Genomic DNA, 23,134 nt, shown 5'->3' on the forward strand with positions numbered 1-23,134 from the left:
GTAGGACTAGTAGGAGAAGGGCCAGGCCTTGAAGTAGTTCTTGACCCGCAGCCAGATGCCGGCCAGCCCGCGTGGTTCCAGCACCAGGAACAGGACGATGAGCAGGCCGAAGATCGCCTGGTTGAGGGCGAAGACGCTGATGAGGCCGTCGCCGCCGACGCTGGTTCGCACGCCGGGGATGGCCGCGCTGTACCGGTCGATCAGCGCGGGCAGCGCGCCGACGAAGATCGCGCCGAGGACGGAGCCGAACACGGTGCCCAGACCGCCGACGATCACGATCGCGATGTACTGGATGGACAGCAGCAGGTTCCACTCGTCAGGGCTGACGAACTGCTGGTAGGCCCCGAACAGCGCACCGGCCGTGGACGCGATGGCGCTGGAGAGCACGAACGCGCCGATCTTGTAGCGGCCGGCCCGCACGCCGATCACCTCGGCGGCCTGGTCGCGGTCGCGGACGGCCTGCAGGGCGCGGCCGGGGCGGGTGCGCACCAGGTTCTTCGCCAGCAGCGCGACCAGCCCGACCAGCCCCCAGACCAGCCAGAACCAGCCCTGGTTGCGCGAGTAGCTCTCGCCGGCGATGGTCAGCGCGGAGAAGTCGACCGGGCCGAGGGTCGCCGGCGCGGTGACCGAGGTGCCGGAGTTGCCCCCGGTGAGGCCGGTGAGGTTCCGCCACAGGTGCTCGCCGACGAAGATCAGGCCGAGGGTGACGATCGCCAGGTAGTGGCCGCGCAGCCGCAGCGCGAACGGGCCGATCAGGCCGCCGAGCACGGCGCCGGTGAGCGCCGCGGCGAGCAGCCACAGCGGCAGCGGGAGGTCGAGGTCGCCACCGACCCTGGCGGTGACGTAGGCGCCGGCGCCGATGAAGAACGCGTGGCCGAGCGAGATCTGTCCACAGTAGCCGGTGAGCAGGTTCAGCCCGATCGCGCCGACCGCGGTGATGCCGACGTAGACGAGCACCGACAGCCAGAAGTCGTCCCGCACCACCGCGGGCAGGACCAGGAAGCCGGCGACCATCGCGACCAGGCCGGCCCTGGCCCACGGGCCGCCGAACAGGCGTAGCTCGGTGGCGTAGGAGCGGACCAGGTTGCGGTGCGGTCGTGCCATCAGATCCGCCTCACTTCCTTGGTGCCCAGCAGGCCGTACGGTCGGATCAGCAGGATCACGATCATCAGCAGGTACGGCACGATCACCGAGACGTTGTCGCCGGCCCAGGAGAACAGCTCGTCCTGGTAGCCGCGGGTGAGCGCCTCGGCGAGGCCGATGATCAGTCCACCGAGGACGGCGCCGGCGGGGGAGTCGAGACCGCCGAGGATCATCGCCGGGAACGCGGCGAGCGCGATGAACCCGATCGAGGGGGAGAGCCCGCCGGGGCCGGCGGCCATGGTGATGCCGGCGAGCGCGGCCAGCGCGGCGGCGATGGCCCAGGAGATCGCGTAGACGCGGCGGGCGCTGATGCCCTGCGCGAGCGCGGCCTCCGGGTCGAAGGCGGTGACCCGCATGGCCAGGCCGAGGGAGCTGAACCGGAAGAAGAGGAAGAACGCAACGACGGCCGCGGCGGTGAGGCCGATGGTCCACAGGTCCCGGACGCCGAAGACCAGCCCGCCGGCCTCGACGGTCCGGATGTTCCACGGGTTGGGCACCTGGCGGTGCTCGAAGCCCCACACCGCGGTGATCAGCGGCTCGAGGACGAACAGCAGCCCGATGGTGATCATGATGACCGCGAACGGGGGCTGGCCGACCATCCGGCGCAGCACGATGCGCTCGAAGCCGGCACCGACCAGCGCGGCGGCCGCGCACCCCAGCACGACGGCGAGGCCGAAGGCGAGCGCCAGGGTGTCGGCGAAGGTGTAGCCGAGGTAGGCGCCGAGCGCGAGCAGCCCGCCCTGGGCAAAGTTGATCACGCCGGTGGACTTGTAGATCACCACGAACCCGAGCGCGACCAGGGCGTAGGTGGAGCCGAGCGCCAGCCCCGCGAAGCAGTTCTGCAGAAACGTGATCACGTCGCCACCACCCAGGGGGAGAGCCCGGCGCCGCCGGCTCGGGCGCCCTGGTGCCGCGCACGGCGGAGCCACTCGCTCCGGCGACCCTGGCGGCCTCCGTGAACGTGATGACCTTCGCGAGCCTGGCGAACCCGGTGGCTTCCGTGAGCGTGGTGAGTACCGCGAACCTGCTGGCTTCCGTAATGCCGGCGCGCTCCACGAACCCCGCGCACCCGGAGCGCGGCACCAGCCCACTGAGCTCCGCACGCCTGGCGGACTCGGCGAACCACGCGAGCTCCGCGAACCGAACCGGCGCCGCGAACCCCGCAAGCTCCACAAGTTTGATGGACCGCGCGAGCCCCGCCACCCCGGAGCGCTCCTCGAACCCCGTGATCTCCGCCATCCCGACGGGCGCCGCGAACACCACAAGCTCCACAAACCTGATGGACCGCGCGAGCCCCGCCACCCCGGAGCGCTCCCCGAACCCTGTTACCTCCGCCATCCCGGTGGCCACGAACCCCGTGAACTCCGCGAACTCGATGGGCGCCACGAACCTCGTGCGGTTCACCTACTCGGTGAATCCCGCGAACCTGGTGAACGCCACGTACCTGGTGAGTTCCGCGACATGAGCCGCCATCGGAAACGACGAGAGCCGCCGGAATCGAGCGGGCCACACGAACCGGGTTGGCCCCGCGAGTCTCGTACGCTGGGTGTGAGTGGGGCGCTGCCGCCGCGAAAGCCCCATTCGGTTCGCGATTTCCTCGCGCGCGCGGTGGGGTGCGCCCGCCCATCCCAAGGGGGCCGTCCCAGCTCCAGTCTACCGGGGATGGGGGTGCGCAAGGGGGCACTCGCGAAATCTGTGGACAACCGAGACCGATGTGGACAATTCGGAGGGCCGGGGTGTCGGTGGGCGCGACCTCCTGCTCGGCCAGCGCCTCGATATCCGCACCGGCCGACGGCCCACCCTCCTCACCCGCCAGCACCTCAACACCCGTATGTGCCAGCAGCCCAATCTCACCAGCCAACAGGTCAACACCCGCACCGACGGGCGGCTCGACCTCCTCACCAACCCGCGCGTCAACACCCGTACCCGCCAGCAGCGCAACCTCACCGGTCAACGGGTCAACACCCGCACCGACCGGCGGCCCACCCTCCTCACCAACCCGCGCGTCAACACCCGCACCAGTCGGCTGTTCAACCTTCCGCCCGCGCCGGGTCGGCAGCTCCTCCGTTCGGATCGTCTTCCCGGCCGGCCGACGGGGCGCTGCCGTCACGCGCACCGCCTTCCGCGCCACGACGACCCCGACCACCCGCAACGCGACCCGCGCCACCACGACCCGCGCCCCAGTCAGCCACACCGCCTTCCGCGCCCCCACGACCCGTGCCCTGGGCACCCGGAGCGCGACCCGCGGCGGCCCGGGCGGTGGCTCGGTCGTCCGGTTGGGCGCACCAGCCGTCGAGGCCGGGCTCATCGGTGCCGGGCTCATCGGTACATCGCCTCGATCTCGTCGGCGAAGCGTTCGGCGATCGCCCTTCGCTTGACCTTCTGGGTGGCGGTCAGCTCGCCGTCCTCGTGGTCCAGCTCCTTGTCCAGCAACGTGAAGCGCTTGACGTGCTCCACCGCGGCCAGCTCCCGGTTCACCTCGGTGACCACGCTCTGCACCAGGCTGCGCACCTCCGGCTTGCCCGCCAGGTCCGCGTACGTCGTGTACGCGAGGCCGCGCCGAGTGGCCCAGTCGCCCACGGTGTCCTGCTCGATGCCGACCAACGCGGTCAGGTACTTCCGCCGGTCGCCGACCACCACCGCCTCCCGGATGTACGGCGACACCTTGAGTCGGTTCTCGATCTCCGACGGCGAGACGTTCTTGCCGCCCGCGGTGATGATGATGTCCTTCTTCCGGTCGGTGATCCGCAGGAAGCCGTCGGCGTCGAGCTCGCCGACGTCGCCGGTGTGCAGCCACCCGTCCGCGTCGACCGTCGCCGCGGTGGCCTCCGAGTCGTTCAGGTAGCCCTGGAACACCCCGGTCGACCGGGTGAGGATCTCCCCGTCCGGCGCGATCCGCAGCTCCACCCCGGGCAGCGGCACCCCGACCGCGCCCAGCCGCACGTCACCGGCCGGGGTGAGCGTGCAGATCGCCGTGTTCTCGGTCTGCCCGTACCCCTCCCGCACCGGCACCCCGATGGCCCACAGGTACTCCAGCACCTGCGGTGCGATCGGCGCCGCCCCACTGACCGCGACCCGTACCCGCACCATGCCGAGCTTCTCCCGCAGCGGCCGGAACACCAGCGCCTCGCACACCGCGAGCACGAGCCGGTCGGTCGGCGTCGCGCGGCCGGTCATCCGCCGCGGCGCGATCCGCCGCCCCTGCCGCAGGCACGCCCGGTACACCGCCCGCTTGAGCCGGGACGCGTCGGCCATCCGGATCTGCACCGCCGCCAGCATCTTCTCCCACACCCGCGGCACGCCGAGGAACACCGTCGGCTGCACGTCGCGCAGGTCCTGCTGGAACGACGGCCCGCCCTCGCCGAAGTTGACCACCGACCCGGCCCACACGGCATCCACCACCGAGATCAGCCGCTCGGCGATGTGGCACAGCGGCAGGTAGCTGAGCACCTCGTCGTCCGGCTCGCCGCCTAGCGCCTCGACGAACACCCGCGCCGAGGCCACCAGGTTGGCGTGCGAGATCATCGCGCCCTTCGGGGGCCCGGTCGTGCCGGATGTGTAGACCAGGATCGCGGTCTCCTCCGGGTCCAGCCGCGCCACCGACGCCGCGTACTCGCGCTCGGCCCCTTCGACGTCACCGAGCCGCTCCAGGTCGGCGAAGGTGAGCAGCCCCGGCACGCCGTCCAGCCGCACCCCGCGCGGGTCGACCACCACGAGGTGGGTCAGCTCGGGCAGTCGCTCCCGCACGGCGAGCGCCTTGTCGAGCTGCTCCTCGTCCTCGGCGATGAGCACCCTGCTGCGGGAGTGCCCGAGCAGGTACTCCACCTCCATCTCCGGGGAGGTTGGGTACACGCCGACGCACTGCGCGCCGAGCCCCTGGATCGCCAGGTCGGCGATCACCCACTCCGGCCGGTTCTCACTGTGGATCGCCACCCGGTCGCCCGCCCCGACGCCGAGCGCGCGCAGCCCGGCGGCCACCCTGGCCACCCGCCCCGCGTACTCCGCCCAGGTCCACTCGCGCCAGCGACCGCGGTGCTTCCGCCGCAGCGCGACATCCCCGCCACGCCGCTCGGCCAGCTCGAGCAGCCGGGCCGGGAGTGTGTCCACCGTGGGTGGCGCGGCGACGGCCGTCATGACGCGCCCCCGGTGTCCCGCGGGTCACCCGCACCCCGTCGGCCTTCGTGATCGTGGGGAAAGGCGTGGGAAAGGGTGTGGGGAAGGGCGTGGGAAAGGGCACTGTCGCTCACGAAGCCTCCCAGGTATGCCTCGATCACCTTGGGGTCCCGCTGGATGCGCTCGGGTGGGCCGGTGGCGATGGCGACGCCGAAGTCGAGCGCCAGCACGCGGTCGGCCAGGTCCATCACCAGCCGCATGTCGTGCTCCACCAGGATCATCGCCACGCCCAGGTCGCGGCGGACCTCGAGCAGGTAGCGGGCCATGTCCTCGGTCTCCTCGAGGTTCATCCCGGCCACCGGCTCGTCGAGCAGCAGCAACCGGGGGCGCATCGCCAGCGCCCGACCCAGCTCGGCCCGCTTGGCCACGCCGTAGGGCAGCATCCCGGCCGGCATCGCCCGGTACGGCTCCAGCTCGAGCAGCTCGATGATCTCCTCGACCGCCGCCCGATGCTCGATCTCCTCCCGCCGGGCGCGGCCCCACCACACCATCCCGGACAGGAACCCGGTGCGCATCAGGTGGTGTCGGCCCAGCATCAGGTTGTCGACCAGCGACAGGTGCCCGAACAGCCCGAGGTTCTGGAAGGTGCGGGCCACGCCCAGCGCCGCGATCGCCGCGGGCGGGCGGCCCACCAGCGACTCCCCGCCGAGCTCGATGCTGCCGGACTGCGGGCGGTAGACACCGTTGAGGCAGTTGAAGATCGACGTCTTGCCGGCGCCGTTCGGCCCGATCACCGCGAACAGCTCACTCCCACAGACGGAGAAGCTCACCCCGTCGAGCGCGGTGACGCCGCCGAAGCGCAGGGTCAGGTCCCGCACGTCGAGCAGCGGCGTGGCGGTTGCCGAGTCGGGTGAGGCGCGGCTGGGCACCTCGGTCAGGCGCTCCATCGCTTCTTCCTCCGGTAGCTCTTGACCTCGGCCAGCGACCGGCGGCCCTCCTCGGCGGTCGCGCCCAGGTAGAACTCGCGAATGTCCTCGTCGGCGAGCAGCTCCGCGCTCGGGCCGTCCTTGACGACCTTGCCGGTCTCCAGCACGTATCCGGAGCCGGCGATGGACAGCGCCATCACGGCGTTCTGCTCGACCAGCAGCACGCTCGTGCCCTGGCGGTTGATCTGCACGACGATGTCGCGCACCTGCTCGACGAGCTTGGGGGCCAGTCCCAGCGAGGGCTCGTCGAGCAGCAGCAGCCGGGGTGCCGCCATCAACGCCCTGCCGATCGCGAGCATCTGCTGCTCGCCACCGGAGAGGTATCCGGCGACGGAGCGCCGGCGGCGCGCCAGCACCGGGAACAGGTCCAGCACCCTGGCGTAGGACTCGCGCACCTCGGCCCGGGACCGCCGGGTGTACGCACCGGCCCGCAGGTTCTCGTCGACGGTGATCTCGGCGAAGATCCGCCGGCCCTCCATCACCTGCGCGATGCCGAGGCGGACGACGTCGGCGGGGTCGGCGCCGGTGATGTCGGTGCCGTCGACCCGCACGGTGCCCTTGGTGATCCGGCCGCGGTGCGGCATCAGCAGGCCGGTGACCGCGCGGAGCAGCGTGGTCTTGCCCGCGCCGTTGGCACCGAGCAGCGCCACGATCGAGCCGGTGGGCACGTCCAGGCTCACGCCGCGCAGCACGAGCACGACGTCCTCGTAGACCACCTCGAGGTTGCTCACGGACAGCATCGGCGTCGCCCGCGCCGTCTTCGGTGCTGACACAGCGTTGTCCCCGTTCGTCGTCGAACCGAGCAAACCGCCTCAAACAACAGTGATCCGGATCACGGTGGGTAGTGAAGGTAGTCGCCGTGCCGGCAGTGATCAATAGCGCTGCCGAACCGTGACCTGCCCGGAACCCGCGCCAACGGTAAGCCTCGGCGGTTGACCTAAAGGATCGATAAAGAAGACGTTTACCCGGCCGAGCCGCTCCGCTCGATAGAACGAGCACATGGTGGACGCGCCACGTTCCGGCCGGGCCGGAAGCCACCCGATCGGGCGGCTCGACCACTCCGCCTACCTGGCCATGCCCCGGCTGCCGGGGCTGGACGGGTTGCGCGCCCTCGCGGCACTGGCCGTGGTGTTCTTCCACTTCGGCGGCCCCACATGGGACCGGTTGCAGGGCTGGATCGGGGTGCAGTTGTTCTTCACCCTGTCCGGCTTCCTCATCACCACCCTGTTGCTGCGGGAGGAGCGGGACCTCGGCCGGATCCGGCTGCGCGCGTTCTACCTGCGCCGGGTTTTCCGCATTCTGCCGGTGTATTTCCTGCTGCTCGGGCTGACCGTGGTTTTCGTGTCGATCGGGGGCAACCTCACCGACAGCCGGCTGGCCGACGCCCTCCCGCTGTACCTGGTTTTCGGCAACGAGCTGGTCGACTACAACACGCCGTTCGGCGTTTCCTGGTCGCTCGGGGTGGAGGAGAAGTTCTACCTCGCCTGGCCGGCGCTGCTCCTGCTCACCGCGGCCGTGGCCCGGCGCTTCACCCTCCGGCTCGGCCTGGTGCTCGCGGGGATCGCGGTCCTGCTGGTCGGCGCCCGGTGGAGCTCGCTCACCCTGCACTACGCGTCGATTCTCGCCGGCTGCCTGCTCGCGCTGGTGCTGCACCAGCCACGTGGGTTCGCGGTGCTGCGGCCGCTGACCCGGCCGGCCGTGGCGGTGCTGGTCGCGCTGGGATTCGTGGCGCTCCAGCTCACGATCGTGCCGCTGCGGGACGCCCTCGGCGGCGGCTGGCGGGCGATCGTCCCGGTCTACGCGGTCGCGGTGGCGCTGCTGCTGGTGGCGGTCGTCGCGCCCGGACCGGTGCGCCGGGCGCTGGAGAGCCGTCCGATGGTGTTCCTCGGCCGGCGCTCGTACTCGCTCTACCTCAGCCAGTCGATGGCCGCGTCCGCGGTGAGCACGGTGATCCCCGGGCCGAGCACGGTCCAGGCCGTCGCGGTGTCGCTGTTCGCGCTGGGCATGGCCTGCGCGCTGTACCGCTGGGTGGAGCGACCGGCCATTCGGCACGGCCGCCGGCTGGCGGAACCGCGGGGGACGGCTACGGTCCCGGCATGACCAGGTCCGGGCAGAGCTCGCCGGCGCCGTCGTTGCGCGGCCGGATCGCCCTGCTGTGCGGTGCCGTCTTCGCCGGCGGTGTCCTCGTCGGAGCCTTCGGGCTGTACGTCCTGCGCGGCTCGCCGACCATCTCCGACAGCGTCCGCATGCTGCGGCTGTACTACCTCGATCCCGACCGTCTCGACTCGTGGTGGCCGGTGCTCGGCCTGCTCGCGCTCGCCCCGCTGGTCGCCGCCGGCTGCTGGCTCCTGCTTCGCGGCATGCTGCGACCGCTGGGCACGGTCACCGCGGCGGTGCGCCGCTGCGCGCCACCGGACCTCGGCCGGCGGGTCCGGCTCGAGCGGGCGCCCCGGGAACTGGACGAGCTGGCGCTGGCCATCGACGACATGCTGGACCGACTCGCCGCCGGCTACGACGCCCAGCGCCGGTTCGCCGCCAACGCCTCGCACGAGCTGCGCACCCCGCTGGCCGCGCAACGCGCGCTGCTCGAGGTGGCGCTGGAGGACCCCGCCGCGAGCACTGACCTGCGCCGGGTCGGCACGACCCTGCTGGCCGTCAACGAGCGCACCGAGGGCCTGGTCGAGGGCCTGCTCACCCTGGTGGAGGCCGACCGCAGACTCGCCGGCACCGAGCCGGTGCGGCTGGACGAGCTGGTGCGGCGAGTGGTCGACTCCCACGGCGACCTGGCCGCGCGGCACGACGTGAGGGCGACCGTCCACATCGAGCGGTGTGTGGTGCCGGGGGAGCCGGTGCTGCTGGAACGGCTGGTGACCAATCTGGTCCGCAACGCGATCCTGCACAACACGCCCGGCGGCCGGCTGGACGTCGCCCTCTCCGCGGACGGGCTGCTGACCGTGCGCAACACGGGCGAGTGGGTACCGGCGGAGCTGGTGCCCGTGCTGTTCGAGCCGTTCCGTCGCGGAGGCGCCGACCGGACCGCGCACCGGGGCGGTGCGGGGCTCGGCCTCGCCATCGCCCGCTCGATCACCACCGCGCACGGCGGCACGATCGAGGCGGCACCGAACGCCGGTGCGGGCGGGCTGACCGTGCGGGTTCGGCTACCGGTCGGTCAGCCGACGAACCGGTAACCGGCACCGACCACGGTCTCGATCACCGGCGGCTCGCCCAGCTTGCGACGCAGCGTCCCGACCGTCACCCGCACCGAGTTGGTGAACGGGTCGGCGTGCTCGTCCCACGCCTTCTCCAGCAGCTGCTCCGCGCTCACCACCGCGCCGTCGGCCCGCAGCAACACCTCCAGCACCGCGAACTCCTTGGGCGAGAGCCGCAGCAGCCGGCCGTCCCGGGACGCCGAGTGCCGGGGCAGGTCGAGCCGCACCCCGGCACGTTCCAGCACCGGCGGCAGCGCGGGTCGCGCCCGCCGGCCCAGCGCCTGCACCCTGGCGACCAGCTCGGCGAACGCGAAGGGCTTGGTGAGGTAGTCGTCGGCACCGAGGCCGAGCCCGTCGACCTTGTCCCGGATCCCGGCCGCCGCGGTGAGCATGAGCACCCGGGTCTCCGCGCCCGCGTCGACCACCCGCCGGCACACCTCGTCGCCGGGCACCCCGGGGAGATCGCGGTCCAGCACCACCACGTCGTACCGGTGGACACCGACCCGCTCCAGTGCCGCCGCGCCGTCGTAGCAGACGTCGACCGCCATCGCGTGCCGACGCAGCCCTTCGGCGACGGCGTCGGCGATCACCGCCTCGTCCTCGACCACCAGCACCCGCACGGCCCGCAGTGTCGCAGCGACACGGTGGACCGCGCGGGCAGGGTGGCAGGATGACGGTGTGGAGCAGAACGTGGACCAGTACCTGGATCAGAACGTCGTGCACGAGACCGTCCGTGGGCTGTGGGCGAACGATGTCCTGCCCAGCCTGTCCGGCCTGGTGGAGATCCCCGCCCTCTCGCCGGTCTTCGACACCGAGTGGCAGCGCTCCGGCCACCTCGACGCGGCCGTCGAGCACGTGCGCCGCTGGCTGAGCGCACGGGACATCCCCGGTGCCGAGGTCGACGTGGTGCGGCTGGAGGGGCGCAGCCCGGTGCTGCTGCTCGACGTGCCCGCCACGCCGGGCGCGGAGGACCGGGGCACCGTGCTGCTGTACGGGCACCTGGACAAGCAGCCCCCGGTCGGCGGCTGGTCGGACGGGCTCGGCCCGTGGACGCCGGTGCTGCGTGGCGACCGGCTGTACGGCCGGGGCTCGGCCGACGACGGCTACGCCGGGTACGCCGCCACCGCGGCGCTGGAGGCGGTGCGCGCGGCCGGCGGCGGGCACGCGCGCGCGGTGGTGCTGCTGGAGACCGGCGAGGAGTCGGGCAGCCCGGACCTGCCGGCATACCTGGCCCACCTCGGCGAGCGGCTCGGCCCGGTGAGCTTCGTGGTGTGCCTGGACTCGGGCGGCAACGACTACGAGCGGCTGTGGCTGACCACCAGCCTGCGTGGGATGGCCCAGGTGCGGGTCACCGTGCGGGTGCTCGAGTCGGCCCAGCACTCCGGGCTGGCCAGTGGGGTGGTGCCCGACTCGTTCCGGATCCTGCGCTCCCTGCTCGACCGGGTGGAGGACCCGGCGACCGGGCGGATCCTGATCAACGAGTGCACCGTGGACATCCCGGAGAACCGTCGCGCGGAGGCCGCGGCCAGTGCCGCGGCGGCACCGGGCGCGCTCGCCGGGGCGTTCCCACGGCACGGCAGCACCCGGCCGGTCAACGAGGACGACGTGGAGCTGCTGCTGAACAACAGCTGGCGGCCCACGCTTTCGGTGATCGGCGCGGCCGGGCTGCCCGAGCCCGCGCACGCCGGCAACGTGCTGCGGACCTCGACCACGCTCGCGCTGAGCTTCCGGCTACCCCCCACCGCCGACTCCGCCGCCGCGCTGACCGCCATCGAGAAGGCGCTCAGCAGCGACGTGCCCTACGGCGCGACCGTGGAGTTGACCGGGGTGGAGCACGCGAACGGGTGGAACGCGCCGGACAGCGCGCCGTGGCTGAGCGCGGCGCTGCAGCGGGTGAGCGACCAGGTGTTCGGCGCGCCGAGCCGCAGCATCGGCCTCGGCGGCTCGATCCCGTTCATGGGCCTGCTCGCCGAGAGGTACCCGGCGGCACAGTTCCTGGTCACCGGCGCGCTCGGCCCGGACTCCAACGCGCACGTGCCCGACGAGTGGCTGCACGTGCCGCACGCCCAGCGGGTCACCGAGGCGGTGGCGCACATCCTGCACGCTCACGCCCGCGGCTGACCCGCACCGCGCACACCCGTGTCCGCGCCCCGTGCCCGCGTGTTCGCCGGCTGTGTCCCCGTGTTCGCGCCGTGCGACGCCAACACGGCGACGTGGAGCGCAAACACGGTGACGGGAGGGCCGAACACGCCGGGGGGTCAGGTGCGGAGGTGGTCGGTGAGGTGGGTGAGCTCGGTGGCCAGCGCGCGGTAGCTGAACGGCAGCTCCATGTTCCAGCTGATCACCCGGCCGGCGCGCACGGCCGGCAGCCGCGCCCAGGTGGGGAACGCGGCGAGGTCGTCGGCCTGCAGGTTGCCCTCCCGGGAGTCCAGCAGGATCACGTCGACCGGGTACTTGCCGGCGTTCTCCCAGCTCAGCGCCTCCCAGTAGCCGCTGTCGGTGGTCTGCTCCGGGACCACCAACGGCATGCCCCGCTGCATCAGGTGCTTCACGGAGGGGAAGGCGTTGGGCTCGCCGACGTAGAGGTGGTCCTGGGTGGCCGAGGTGACCAGCACCCGCTGACCGGACAGCCGCTCGCGCACCACCGCGGCGAACTCCTGGTCGGCCCGCTCGAACGCGGCCTTCGCGTCGGTCACCGCGGGAGTCTGGACGTCGGCGCCGAGCGCCGCGGCGAGGTCGGCGAACTCGCCGATCGCGTCGAGCATCGGCACCCCGGCGAGGTTCACCCCCACGGTCGGCGCGGCACGCTCCACCTGGTCCACCTGCTCGGCCGGGACGTACCACAGCTCGTCGTTCTGGTAGACGACGCTGACCAGCAGCTCCGGCCGCAGCCCGACGTAGGCGTCGAAGTCGAACTCGCCCCACACGTTGCCCAGGGAGGTCACCGACGCCACGTCCACCGCACCGGCCTGCGAGGTGGGCCGCCCGTCGGGCAGCGTGGCCGGGCCGAAGATCCCGACCGGGCGGACGCCGAACTCCCACAGTGCCGCGGCGGCGGTCACCTGTGCCACGATCCGGGTGGGCCGCGGCCCGTCGAGCACCCGGCCGCGGTCGTCGGTGTAGGTCCAGGTGGCGCCGGTCCCGGACGGGGCCTCCTCCCGGTAGCCGCAGGCGGCGAGCCCGCCGACGAGGCCGAGGGCGGCCATCCCGCCGAGGAACCCGCGGCGGCTGAGTGATCTCCGTGGCATCGATCGAGCGACCATAGCCCGTAAGGCTAGCCTTGCCTTACCGTGTCCGCCATGGTGATGATCGCCGCAGCGCCCGCGCGCACCCGGCGCCCGCTCGTGCTGCTCGGCGCGGTCGTGGCGCTGGTGGCGGTCCTCCTGCTGTCCGTCGCGCTCGGTGCGAACCGGCTCGGCCTCGACGCGGTGCTGCACGCGCTGTTCGCCTACGACGGTCGCTACGACGACGTGGTGGTGCGGGACAGCCGGCTGCCGCGCACGCTGCTCGGCGTGCTGGTCGGCGCCGCGCTCGGCCTGGCCGGCGCGCTCATGCAGGCGGTCACCCGCAACCCGATCGCCGACCCCGGGCTGCTCGGGGTGAACTACGGAGCCGCGGCGGCGAACGCGCTGGCCAACGCCGCGCTCGGGCTCACCGCGCCGGACGGGTTGGTCTGGTTCGCCTTCGCCGGCGCGGTGGCCGGCACCGCGCTGGTGTACGCGATCGGCGGCGGCCGCAGCCCGGTGCGGCTGGCGCTGGCCGGGGTGGCCGTACAGGCCCTGTGTGTCGGGGTCACCCAGGGCATGCAGGTGATCAACACCCACGCGCTCGACCGGATGCGGTTCTGGCTGGTCGGGTCGCTGGCCAACCGGGACCTCGCCGCGCTCGACGGCCTGCTGCCGTTCTTCGCCGCCGGCCTGCTCGGCGCGCTGCTGCTCGGTCGATCGCTCAACGCGGTCGCGCTGGGCGACGCCGCCGCCCACGGGCTCGGCGCGAACCCCCGGCTGGTGCGGCTGGCGAGCATGGTGGTCGTCGGGCTGCTCTGCGGGGCGGCGACCGCGGCGTGCGGGCCGATCGCGTTCGTCGGGCTGATGGTGCCGCACCTGGTACGCGGGTTGGTCGGCCAGGACGAGCGCTGGGTGTTGGGGCTGTCCGTGCTGCTCGCACCGGTGCTGCTGCTCGGCTGCGACGTGCTCGGCCGGGTGCTCGGCAGTCCCGGTGAGCTGGAGGTCGGCGTGGTCACCGACGTCGTGGGCGGCCTCGCGTTCGTGTACCTCGTCCGGAGGTTGCGGCTGTGAGCGCGCCGGCAGGGGTCTCCCGGCGGGCCGGTGCCGTGGTCGGCGGGCTGGTGCTGGGCATCGCCGCGCTCGCGGTGCTGGTCATCGGCACCGGCGATCTGGCGCTGTCGCCGGGGACGGTGGTGCGCACCCTGCTCGGGCAGGGCACCAAGTTCGAGTACCTGGTGGTCACCGAGCAGCGGCTGCCCAGGGTGCTGGTGGCGGTGCTGATCGGCGCGGCGCTCGGGTTGGCCGGCACGGTGTTCCAGACGCTGACCCGCAACCCGCTGGGCAGCCCCGACATCATCGGGTTCACCGTCGGCTCGGCCACCGGCGGGTTGCTCGCCATCCTGGTGTTCGGCGCCGGCGCGCTGGCCACGGCCGGTGGTGCGCTCGCCGGCGGGTTGGGCACCGCACTGCTGGTCGGCGCGCTGTGTGGGTGGCGGGGCCTGCACAGCAACCGGTTGGTGCTGATCGGGGTCGGGATCGCCACGGTGCTGGCCGGGGTCAACGCGTACCTGCTCACCCGGGCGCGGATCGAGGACGCCGGCAAGGCGGCCACCTGGCTGGTCGGCAACCTCGCCGGGCGGAGCTGGGGACATCTGGTGCCGCTGGCCGCCGCGATGCTGGTGCTGGTGCCCGCGCTGCTGGTGCTGCGCCGGCCGCTGGGGATGCTGGAGCTGGGCGAGGAGACCGCGGTGGGTGTCGGGGTGCCGGTGCACCAGGTGCGGCCGGCGCTGTTCGGCCTTGCCATCGCGCTCACCGCGGTGGCCACGGCGACCGCGGGGCCGGTGCCGTTCGTCGCGCTGGCCGCGCCGCAGATCGTGCGCCGGCTGACCCGGCTGCCCGGGCCGAACCTGGTGCCGTCGGCCGTGCTGGGGGCGCTGCTGATGCTGGCCGCGGACTTCGTCGGCCAGCGGCTGCTGCCGGCGTCGCTGCTCCCGGTGGGCGTGGTGACCGGCGCCCTCGGCGGCGGCTATCTGTGCTGGCTCCTCCTCCGCCGCCGGTGACGTCAGGCCAGGCGGGTGAGTTGGACGGAGACGTCGAGAGTGGAGCCGGCACCGCCGGTGAAGATGCCCTTTAGCGGGGCCACGTCGGCGTAGTCGCGGCCGGTGGCGACCCACACGTGGCGGGGGCCGACCAGCATCGCGTTGGTCGGGTCGTACGCCCACCAGCCGCCGGTCCACACGTCCACCCAGGCGTGGCTCTCACCGGCCACCGTCTCACCGAGCGCGGCGTCCGGGCGGGTGTGCAGGTAGCCGGAGACGTACCGGGCCGGGATGCCGATCGCCCGCAGCATGACCAGCGTGACGTGCGCGTAGTCCTGGCACACTCCTTCCCTGGCCCGCCACGCGTCGGTCGCCGTGCTGTGCACCCCGGTGCTGCCGGGCCGGTAGGTGAGCTGCTCGTGCACCCACCCGGCGACGGCCAGCACGGTGTCGGTCGGGTCGTTGCCCTTCCGCAGCCGCCGGGCCACCGTCGCCAGCTCCCGGTCCCGCGGCGTGTACTTCGTCGGCCGCAGGAACTCGTCGTGCTCGTCGAGCACCGGCTCGGAGCGCAGGTCCTTCCAGGTGGCCTCGCGCACCGGCGGCACCGCCTCGACGGTCTCCACCACCGACGTGGCCACCACGGTGAACTCGATGTGCGGCGCGTGCAGGTCGAACGACGTGACCTCGGTGCCCCAGTAGTCGGTGTACCGGTAGGCGCGGGTGGCCGGGGTGGTCTCGATCCTGGTCGCCAGCACGTCCTGCCGGCGGTCCGACCGCGGGGTCAGCCTGGCCTCGTTGTACGACTGGGTGGCCGGCGACGCGTAGTGGTAGCCGGTGCTGTGCACCACGCGCAGCTGCCAGCCCCGGTCCGGCGGCGGCGCCGGCGACGCGGCGGTGGACAAGGTCTCCGTCACAACGACACCTCCGCGCCGCGCCAGGCCACCCACGGGGCCGAATGGAAGTACTGCACCGACACGGCCTCCCCGATCTCCCGGATCGTGCTCTGCAACCCGCCGAGCCGCCGGGGCAGCTCGTCGAGCAGATCGGACGGCCGGAGGAACTCCAGCTCGCTGCGGGCCCTGCCGAGCTGGCGCAGCGCCTCGGCCTTCTCGTTGGTCCGCACATTGGTGCGCCGCCGGTCCAGCTGATCGAGGCAGTCCTCGGCCTGCCGCAGCGCGTGGAACACCGAGCGCGGGAACAGCGCGTCGCGCAACAGGAACTGCACCACCCGCGCGGCGTCCAGCGCGCCGCGGTAGGTGCGCAGGTAGGTGTCCTGGGCGCCGGCGGCGCGCAGCACCGTGACCCAGCCGGGCGAGGACGCCGGGTCGTGCACCCTGGACAGCAGCAGCCGCAGCACCATGTCGGCCCGCTCGATCGAGCGGCCGAGCACCAGGAACAGCCAGCCCTCGTCGCGGCTCATCGTGGAGTCGGCGAGTCCGGCGAACATCGCGGCGCGCTCCTCGACGAACACGAGGAACGAGTGCGGGCCGACCCTCCGGGCGTAGCGCTGCCGCTCGGGCACCGCGTTCCAGGTCGCGTTCAGGCACTCCCACAGCTCGGTGGACACCACCTCACGGGCGCCCCGGGTGTTCTCCCGCGCCGCGTTGATCGAGCCGACGATCGAGCCGGCGTTGTCCTTCGCGTAGGCCACCAGCTCGGTCAGCCGCCACACGTCCAGCTCGCCCGGAGCGTCCGGGGCGAGGCCGAGCACCGCGAGCAGCTGCCGGCTCGCGAAGTCGGGGTCGACGCTGGCGTCCTCCAGCAGCTGGTGCACCGACACGTCGAGGATGCGCGCGGTGTCGTCGGCACGCTCCACGTACCGGCCGATCCAGAACAGGGACTCGGCGTTGCGGGCCAGCATCGGCGCCTCCTCGCTAGGACTGCTGCTGTTGTAGCTGCTGGAGGGTGGTCAGCTCGGGGCCCTGCTCCGCGGCCAGCCCGTCCACCTTGGAGCCGGGGGCGAGCGCGGGCGAGGCCAGCTCCCGCTCCGCGGAGGACGAGCGGGCGGCGAGCACCCAGGTGTCCTTCGACCCTCCGCCCTGCGAGGAGTTCACCACGAGGCTGCCCTCGGGCAGCGCGACCCTGGTCAGCCCGCCGGGCTGCACGAAGACCTCCTTGCCGTCGTTGACCGCGAACGGGCGCAGGTCGACGTGTCGTGGCACGAGCTGGCCGTCCACCTTGGACGGCACGGTGGACAGCTGCACCACCGGCTGGGCGATCCAGCCGCGCCGGTCGGCCCTGATCCTGCGGCGCAGGTTCGCCAGCTCCTTGGCGCTGGCCTGCGGCCCGAACACGATGCCGTAGCCGCCGGAGCCCTCCACCGGCTTGATCACCAGCTCGTCGAGGTGGGCGAGCACGTGGTCCAGCTCGTCCGGCAGCCAGCACCGGTAGGTGTCCACATTGGGCAGCACCGGCTTCTCGTCGAGGTAGTACCGGATCATCTCCGGCACGTACGTGTAGACCAGCTTGTCGTCGCCGACGCCGTTGCCCACGGCGTTGGCGATCACCACGTTGCCGGCGCGGGCCGCGTTGAGCACGCCGGCCACGCCGAGCACCGAGTCGGGGCGGAAGTGGACGGGGTCGAGGAAGGTGTCGTCGATCCTGCGGTAGATCACGTCCACCGGCAGCTCACCCTCGGTGGTGCGCAGGTACACCACGTTGTCCCGGCAGAACATGTCCCTGCCCTCGACCAGCTCCACGCCCATGAGCCGGGCGAGCAGCGAGTGCTCGAAGTACGCCGAGTTGTGCACGCCGGGAGTGAGGACCACGACCACCGGGTCGGCGACGTTGGGCGCGGCCGCCGCGCGCAGCGCCCGCAGCAGGTGCGCCGGGTAGTCGCCGACGGGGCGCACCCGGTGCTTGGCGAACAGGTCGGGGAACACCCTGGTCATCGTCCGCCGGTTCTCCATCACGTACGACACCCCGGACGGGTTGCGCAGGTTGTCCTCCAGCACCCGGAAGGTGCCCTCGTCGTCACGCACCAGGTCGATGCCGGCGACGTGGATGCGCACGCCGTTGGGCGGGTTGACGCCGAACGCCTCCCGGTGGAAGTGCCGGCACGAGGTGATCAGCCGGCGGGGCAGCACCCGGTCGCGCAGGATCTGCGCCTCGCCGTAGACGTCGGCGAGGAACGCCTCCAGCGCGCGGACCCGCTGCACCACGCCGCGTTCCAGCCGGGACCACTCGGCCGCGGCGATCACCCTGGGTACCAGGTCGAGCGGGATCGGCCGCTCGTGCCCGGACAGCGAGAACGTGATGCCCTGGTCGACCAGCGCGCGGTCCAGCGCCTCGGCCCGCGCGTTGAGGTCGCCGATGCCGAGGCTGGCGATCGACTCGTACAGCGTGCGGTACGGCGGGCGGACCTTCCCCTCGGCGTCGAACATCTCGTCGTAGGCGCCGGGGTGCGGGCGGCTCGGCGCGAGGTACCCGTCGAACTGCGCGCCGGGCCGGCCGTTGGTCCTGGCCCGGCCGCTGCGGGCGCGACGCCCCGACGGCGGCAGCTGCAGCGCGGCGTTGGCGTTCATGGGCCACATGGTCGCTCACCGGCCACCCGCGGTGACGCACCGGGCGGTCAGCCGGGGGCCGGCGGCACCCGGTACAGCGCGCCGCCACGGGCCACGACGACGATCACGCGCGGCGCGGCGGGCGCGGCGACCGCCCGGAACCCGGCGTCGCCGACCCCGCCCGCGGCGGCGCCGGCGTCCGACCGGGCCACGCCGGTGATGCCGCCGCCGCTGACCGTGCCCCGCTCGTCGACGACCAGCACGCAGTCGACCGGCGCGCCGACCACCACCGCCCAGCCGGACAGCAGCGTGTCGCCGCGCACGGGTACGGTGTCGACCGTCCCGCCAGCGGAGGGCAGGCCGGCGACGTCGATCCGGTCACCGAGCTCCCGACCGGCGCAGCCGAGGGTGAAGTCGGTGGTGAACGGGTAGGCGCCGAGCGCCCGCGCGGCCGGCACGACCGCGGGCTCGACGCTCACCTCGCGCAGCGCGGCGGGGGCGGCCACCCGCAGGGCGACCGGCACCACGCCCAACCCGTCGTACCCGGAGCGCACCTCGATCGCTTTGTCGATACCGAGCGTGAAGGCGAGCACCGCGGGCAGCAGCACCAGGGGCGCGACGTGCCGGGCTCGCGGCCGGTGCAGCACGCCGAGCACCAGCAGCGCACCGGCGGCCAGCCCGCCGACCACCGCGTACCGGCTGATCGTGCCCACGTTCACCCCGACCTCGCCCGCGGTGGTCCGGCCGAGCGCGACCAGCGCCGCCAGCGCCAGTGCGTAACCGACGACGCCCACCCACCCGGCCAGCTCGGGCCGCCGGGTCCGATCCGTCATCCCCCGGGCGAGGGCCAGGACCGCGAGGCCAGCCACGACGGTGCCGGCGAGCACCGCGACCGGGGCGGGGCCGGGCGACCACGGCGCGCCGAGCACGGCGAGGAACGCGGCCAGCCGCCGGTCGGGTTCGGCCGCCGAGGTGGCGAGCGCGTGGTCGCCCTCGGGGCGGGTCAGCAGCCAGCCACCGACCACCAGCACACCGAGCGTCGCCGCGGTGACCACTCGCCACGAGGGTGCGCCGCGCAGCCACGCGACCGTCGCGACGAGGAAGAACGCCGGCAACGCGGCACCGAAGCACAGGACGGCGAGCCCGGCGGCGGCGAGCGCGGACCAGAACCGGTCGCGGTGGGCCAGGAACACCGCGAGCACCGTGCCGGACAGCGCGGGCACCCAGCTGATGCCGTTGGTCGACTGCAGCCACAGCTCGGCGGCGTGCGGCGCGAGCAGGAGGAACGCCAGTGCCGCGGTGAGCGCCGCCCGGCGGGCTGGACCGAGGTCGGCCGGCAGCATCCCGCGCAGCAGCAGCACGGTGCCGGCCAGCAGGGCGACGGTGAGCAGGGTGAGCACGCGGTTGTCCGCGCCGAGCAGGGCCGCGTCGACCCAGAACAGCAGCGAGGGAACCACGAACGGCTGGTCGAGGTGGTAGTCGAGCAGCATCGCCGGCAGCAGCCGGCCGGTGTCGTCGGTGACCTCGGCCAGCACGTGCCAGTAGTCGAGCAGCAGGTGCGCCCGCGGCGCGCGAGCCGCCTGGACGGCGGCCAGCAGCACGGGAACGACCGCGAGGCCGTGCAGCAGGCGCGGGGCCCAGCGGGCGCTCATGCGCGGGAGCGTAATCGCCCTGCTGGTCGTGGCGAGGTGGGTCGCCGGTTACCGCGGCCGATCGGCACGCCATTCCAGGTCAGCGGATGGAGCCTCGGAGTTCAGTGGTTCCGACGGGGCTCGACGGTGCCAGAAGAACTCCACTTCTCCGCTGATGACCCGCCGCACCCCCACGGCGGTCGTCCGGTTCTCGCCGACCCCTGCCGTCAGGGCCTCCTCCAGATGGACCTCGGTCAACGACAACGCGCCCAGCCCGCCAGTGACCGCCGGGTCGTCACCCATCTCGTCCAGGTACTCGGTCAGCAGGTCGTCGGGCAGGCTCAGCCGGGGCCGAAGCGGCATCGGTTCGCCGTCGTATGCGGTCACCCGATAGTCGCCGGGCCGCTCCCCCGCTTCGACTGTGAACCCGCGCGCTCGGAGATAACGCACGAGCGCCATCTCCGGGCCGGGCTGGTCAACGGACATCGAACGATGCTCGCCAACACAACGGCACTACACGGGACACGTGACGAAGGGTAGCCAGGCGAGACGCGCTCAGCGCGGCAGCGCCAGGTTGCCAGGGAAACCACCCAGCAGGGCGGGTCGCAACGGCCTTGTGACGCGGCGATGCTGGGCACCACGGTCGAGAGATGGCAGGATGCGGGCACTCGACCTGGCTGGACTACGAGGAGTGACATCGTGGCACGACGATCCACCCGCAGGCTGCTCACCCTGCTGCCCGCGCTGGCCCTGGCCGCCACCGCGGCGGGCTGTGCCGAGAAGGTCAACACCGGCGGCGACACGGAGGCCGGCGGCGAGATCAACCTGATGAAGCCGGGCAAGCTGGTCACCTGCACCCACCTGCCGTACCCGCCCTTCCAGTTCAAGCAGGACGGCAAGACCGTGGGCTTCGACGTCGACATCGTCGACCTCGTCGCCGAGGACCTGGGCGTCGAGCAGGAGATCTTCGACACCTCGTTCGAGGGCATCGAGTCCGGCGCTTCCTTCGAGACCGGGCAGTGCGACCTCGCGGCGGCGGCCATCACCATCAACGAGGAGCGCAAGAAGGTGATGGACTTCTCCAACGGCTACTTCGACGCCAACCAGGCGCTGCTGGTGCGCACGGGTTCCGGCATCACCGGGCTGCACGACCTCGGCGGCAAGACGTTGGGTGTGCAGCTGGGCACCACGGGTGAGGACTACGCGACCGAGCACAAGGACGAGCACGGCTACGAGATCCGGCAGTTCGAGGACCTCGCGCTGATGCAGACCGCGGTGAAGACCGGGCAGGTCGACGCGGCGATCAACGACAACAGCGTGCTCTACGACTTCGTGAAGCAGAACCCGGACACCGAGGTCACCGAGGAGTTCGAGACCGGCGAGGAGTACGGCATCGCGGTGCGCAAGGGCAACGGCGCGCTGCTCGCCAAGATCAACGAGGTGCTGGCGAAGGCGAAGAGCGACGGCACCTACGACCAGATCTACGAGAAGTGGTTCGGTAAGAAGCCGGAGAGCAAGTAGTACGTCTCGGCCGCCGGTCCGGGTGCCACCCCACCCCGGCCGGCGGCCGAGGCCGGCCATTTCTCGAGGAGACCCCTTCATGGCGATGTCCCGGCGCAAACGCGCCCAAGTGGTCCGCGGCGTGCAGTACGCGGTGCTGGTGCTGGTGATCCTGGCACTGGCGTTCGCGGCCGACTGGACGACGATCAGGCAACAGTTCTTCAACCTGGACGCCGCGTCGGCGCAGATCCCGGAGATCTTCACCGTCGCGCTGGTCAACACGGCCATCTACACCGTGCTCGGCTTCGGCCTCGGGCTGGCGATCGGCCTCGTGCTGGCCCTGATGAAGCTGTCGACGGTGGGGCCGTACCGGTGGATCGCCACCGCCTACATCGAGTTCTTCCGCGGCGTGCCGGCGCTGCTGGTGTTCATCGCGTTCGGCTTCGGCGTGCCGTTGGCGTTCAACATCCGGTTCGACATCTACTCCACGGTGGCGATCTCGCTGGGCCTGGTCGGCTCGGCCTACATCGCCGAGACGTTGCGTGCCGGCATCCAGGCGGTGCCGAAGGGGCAGATCGAGGCCGCCCGCTCGCTCGGCATGTCCTCGGGGCGGACGATGGCCACCATCGTGATCCCGCAGGCGTTCCGGATCATCCTGCCGCCGCTGACCAACGAGCTGATCCTGCTGACCAAGGACTCGTCGCTGGTGTACCTGCTCGGCCTGCTCCGGGAGGACTTCGAGCTGGCGAAGTTCGGCCGGGAGGGGCTGAACACGACGCAGTCGATGACGCCGTTGCTGATCGCTGGGCTCTGCTACCTGATCATCACGATCCCGCTCGGGTACCTCTCGCGGTACCTCGAGGGCAGGACCGGCCGCAAGCAGGACCAAGGGTTGAAGGTGACGGCGTGAACCAGGCCACCAACGAGGTGATCGTCGAGATCACCGACCTGCACAAGGCGTTCGGCCAGCTGGAGGTGCTCAGGGGCATCGACCTGAGCGTGCGCCGCGGCGAGGTCGTCTGCGTCATCGGGCCGTCCGGCTCGGGCAAGTCGACGCTGCTGCGCTGCGTGAACCTGCTGGAGGTGCCGAACAGCGGGACGATCGTGGTCAACGGGTTCGAGATCACCGACCCGGACGTCGACATCGACCGCGCCCGCCAGGGCATCGGGATGGTGTTCCAGTCGTTCAACCTGTTCGCCCACCTGACCGTGCTGGAGAACCTGACGATCGCGCAGCGGAAGGTGCTCAAGCGCGGCAAGGCCGAGGCCGAGCGGGTCGCGCGGGAGAACCTGGAGCGGGTGGGACTCGCCGAGAAGGCGGGGTCGCTGCCCGCGCAGCTCTCCGGCGGCCAGCAGCAGCGCGCGGCGATCGCTCGGTCGCTGTCGATGGACCCCCAGGTCATGCTGTTCGACGAGCCGACCTCGGCGCTGGATCCCGAGCTGGTCGGCGACGTGCTGAGCGTGATGCGCCAGCTCGCCGAGGAAGGCATGACGATGCTCGTGGTGACCCACGAGATGCAGTTCGCCCGCGAGGTGGCCGACAAGGTGCTGTTCATGGACGAGGGCGTGGTGGTCGAGCAGGGCGCGCCGACCCAGGTGATCGGCGACCCACGGGAGGAGCGCACGAAGTCCTTCCTGTCCCGCGTCCTCAACCCGATCCACGCCCAGGGCTGACCCACCCCACCGACTCGCGAGCCGTACCCGCCGCGCTCCACAAGGCCCCCGTGGTCGCACTGAACGCGACCACGGGGGCCTTGGCACGCACTCAGCAGGCGCGTAGAAA

At 72.4% G+C, this 23,134-nt stretch carries 21 protein-coding genes; 9 read left to right on the plus strand and 12 right to left on the minus strand.

Annotated elements, in window-relative coordinates; genetic code table 11:
• Positions 1-6: 6 nt before the first annotated feature.
• Both BM051_RS11855 and BM051_RS11860 read right to left on the minus strand, forming a co-directional pair.
• Positions 7-1,104 (minus strand): branched-chain amino acid ABC transporter permease, encoded by a 1,098-nt coding sequence (locus BM051_RS11855; RefSeq protein ID WP_092530123.1) that lies wholly within the window; start codon positions 1,102-1,104, stop codon positions 7-9.
• Positions 1,104-2,000 carry a branched-chain amino acid ABC transporter permease gene (locus tag BM051_RS11860; protein WP_092530124.1) on the minus strand — a complete coding sequence of 299 codons (897 nt, stop codon included), beginning with the start codon at positions 1,998-2,000 and terminating at the stop codon, positions 1,104-1,106. Before BM051_RS11860 ends, BM051_RS11855 begins: the two co-directional genes overlap by 1 nt.
• Before the next feature lie 98 nt (positions 2,001-2,098).
• Here BM051_RS11860 and BM051_RS11865 point away from each other — a divergent pair, with 98 nt between their 5' ends.
• Entirely contained in the window at positions 2,099-2,608 is a 510-nt protein-coding gene (locus BM051_RS11865; RefSeq protein WP_134046069.1) for a hypothetical protein, read from the plus strand.
• Positions 2,609-3,462: 854 nt separating this feature from the next.
• On the opposite strand, the gene BM051_RS11870 is transcribed toward BM051_RS11865, so the two are convergent.
• From BM051_RS11870 to BM051_RS11880, 3 genes are read right to left on the minus strand one after another with little or no spacing between them, the layout of a single operon-like run.
• Positions 3,463-5,277: an AMP-dependent synthetase/ligase gene (locus BM051_RS11870; RefSeq protein ID WP_092530126.1), complete on the minus strand. Its 1,815-nt coding sequence runs from the start codon at positions 5,275-5,277 to the stop codon at positions 3,463-3,465.
• Positions 5,274-6,203, minus strand: a complete 930-nt coding sequence (locus BM051_RS11875; RefSeq protein ID WP_092530127.1) for an ABC transporter ATP-binding protein — start codon at positions 6,201-6,203, stop codon at positions 5,274-5,276. Before BM051_RS11875 ends, BM051_RS11870 begins: the two co-directional genes overlap by 4 nt.
• The gene (locus BM051_RS11880) at positions 6,191-6,982 is read right to left on the minus strand and encodes an ABC transporter ATP-binding protein (protein WP_092530128.1); all 792 of its coding nucleotides are present in this window, start codon (positions 6,980-6,982) and stop codon (positions 6,191-6,193) included. Before BM051_RS11880 ends, BM051_RS11875 begins: the two co-directional genes overlap by 13 nt.
• A gap of 259 nt (positions 6,983-7,241) precedes the next feature.
• On the opposite strand from BM051_RS11880, the gene BM051_RS11885 reads away from it, so the two are divergent.
• Together BM051_RS11885 and BM051_RS11890 are read left to right on the plus strand one after the other, a co-directional pair.
• Positions 7,242-8,342, plus strand: coding sequence for an acyltransferase family protein (locus BM051_RS11885; protein ID WP_092530129.1), 1,101 nt, complete (start codon positions 7,242-7,244; stop codon positions 8,340-8,342).
• A complete protein-coding gene (locus tag BM051_RS11890; RefSeq protein ID WP_092530130.1) occupies positions 8,339-9,430 on the plus strand; it encodes a sensor histidine kinase in 1,092 nt (363 codons plus the stop codon). Before BM051_RS11885 ends, BM051_RS11890 begins: the two co-directional genes overlap by 4 nt.
• Here the strand turns inward: BM051_RS11890 and BM051_RS11895 are convergent.
• Positions 9,412-10,071: a response regulator transcription factor gene (locus BM051_RS11895; RefSeq protein ID WP_092530131.1), complete on the minus strand. Its 660-nt coding sequence runs from the start codon at positions 10,069-10,071 to the stop codon at positions 9,412-9,414. The two genes, BM051_RS11890 and BM051_RS11895, sit on opposite strands and share 19 nt — an antisense overlap.
• A 58-nt stretch (positions 10,072-10,129) precedes the next feature.
• Here BM051_RS11895 and BM051_RS11900 point away from each other — a divergent pair, with 58 nt between their 5' ends.
• Positions 10,130-11,572, plus strand: a complete 1,443-nt coding sequence (locus tag BM051_RS11900; RefSeq protein WP_243859436.1) for a M20/M25/M40 family metallo-hydrolase — start codon at positions 10,130-10,132, stop codon at positions 11,570-11,572.
• A gap of 137 nt (positions 11,573-11,709) precedes the next feature.
• On the opposite strand, the gene BM051_RS11905 is transcribed toward BM051_RS11900, so the two are convergent.
• Complete coding sequence (locus BM051_RS11905) at positions 11,710-12,699, minus strand: ABC transporter substrate-binding protein (RefSeq protein WP_243859434.1); 990 nt, start codon at positions 12,697-12,699, stop codon at positions 11,710-11,712.
• A gap of 51 nt (positions 12,700-12,750) precedes the next feature.
• Between BM051_RS11905 and BM051_RS11910 the strand changes: the two genes are divergently transcribed.
• Positions 12,751-13,749: a FecCD family ABC transporter permease gene (locus BM051_RS11910; RefSeq protein WP_092530133.1), complete on the plus strand. Its 999-nt coding sequence runs from the start codon at positions 12,751-12,753 to the stop codon at positions 13,747-13,749.
• Entirely contained in the window at positions 13,746-14,738 is a 993-nt protein-coding gene (locus BM051_RS11915) for a FecCD family ABC transporter permease (protein WP_092530134.1), read from the plus strand. The genes BM051_RS11910 and BM051_RS11915 overlap by 4 nt, the downstream gene beginning before the upstream one ends.
• 2 nt (positions 14,739-14,740) lie before the next feature.
• Here BM051_RS11915 and BM051_RS11920 read toward each other — a convergent pair whose 3' ends face one another.
• From BM051_RS11920 to BM051_RS11940, 5 genes are read right to left on the minus strand one after another with little or no spacing between them, the layout of a single operon-like run.
• Positions 14,741-15,631 carry a transglutaminase family protein gene (locus BM051_RS11920; protein ID WP_243859433.1) on the minus strand — a complete coding sequence of 297 codons (891 nt, stop codon included), beginning with the start codon at positions 15,629-15,631 and terminating at the stop codon, positions 14,741-14,743.
• On the minus strand, positions 15,628-16,578 hold the full coding sequence (locus BM051_RS11925) for an alpha-E domain-containing protein (RefSeq protein WP_092530135.1): 951 nt from the start codon (positions 16,576-16,578) through the stop codon (positions 15,628-15,630). The genes BM051_RS11920 and BM051_RS11925 overlap by 4 nt, the downstream gene beginning before the upstream one ends.
• Positions 16,579-16,591: 13 nt before the next feature.
• Positions 16,592-18,250 (minus strand): circularly permuted type 2 ATP-grasp protein, encoded by a 1,659-nt coding sequence (locus BM051_RS11930; protein WP_092530136.1) that lies wholly within the window; start codon positions 18,248-18,250, stop codon positions 16,592-16,594.
• A gap of 38 nt (positions 18,251-18,288) precedes the next feature.
• Positions 18,289-19,872: a hypothetical protein gene (locus tag BM051_RS29005; RefSeq protein WP_092530137.1), complete on the minus strand. Its 1,584-nt coding sequence runs from the start codon at positions 19,870-19,872 to the stop codon at positions 18,289-18,291.
• A 48-nt stretch (positions 19,873-19,920) separates the two neighbouring features.
• Positions 19,921-20,337, minus strand: a complete 417-nt coding sequence (locus BM051_RS11940) for a hypothetical protein (RefSeq protein ID WP_092530138.1) — start codon at positions 20,335-20,337, stop codon at positions 19,921-19,923.
• Positions 20,338-20,550: 213 nt separating this feature from the next.
• Here BM051_RS11940 and BM051_RS11945 point away from each other — a divergent pair, with 213 nt between their 5' ends.
• The 3 genes from BM051_RS11945 (at position 20,551) to BM051_RS11955 (ending at position 23,025) form a co-directional block, all read left to right on the plus strand.
• Positions 20,551-21,372, plus strand: coding sequence for a basic amino acid ABC transporter substrate-binding protein (locus BM051_RS11945; protein WP_092530139.1), 822 nt, complete (start codon positions 20,551-20,553; stop codon positions 21,370-21,372).
• A gap of 79 nt (positions 21,373-21,451) precedes the next feature.
• Entirely contained in the window at positions 21,452-22,261 is an 810-nt protein-coding gene (locus BM051_RS11950) for an amino acid ABC transporter permease (protein ID WP_092530140.1), read from the plus strand.
• A complete protein-coding gene (locus BM051_RS11955; protein WP_092530141.1) occupies positions 22,258-23,025 on the plus strand; it encodes an amino acid ABC transporter ATP-binding protein in 768 nt (255 codons plus the stop codon). Before BM051_RS11950 ends, BM051_RS11955 begins: the two co-directional genes overlap by 4 nt.
• Positions 23,026-23,134: the final 109 nt, after the last annotated feature.

This window comes from Amycolatopsis arida, from assembly GCF_900115565.1.
In the GTDB taxonomy this organism is placed as follows: Bacteria; Actinomycetota; Actinomycetes; order Mycobacteriales; family Pseudonocardiaceae; genus Yuhushiella; species Yuhushiella arida.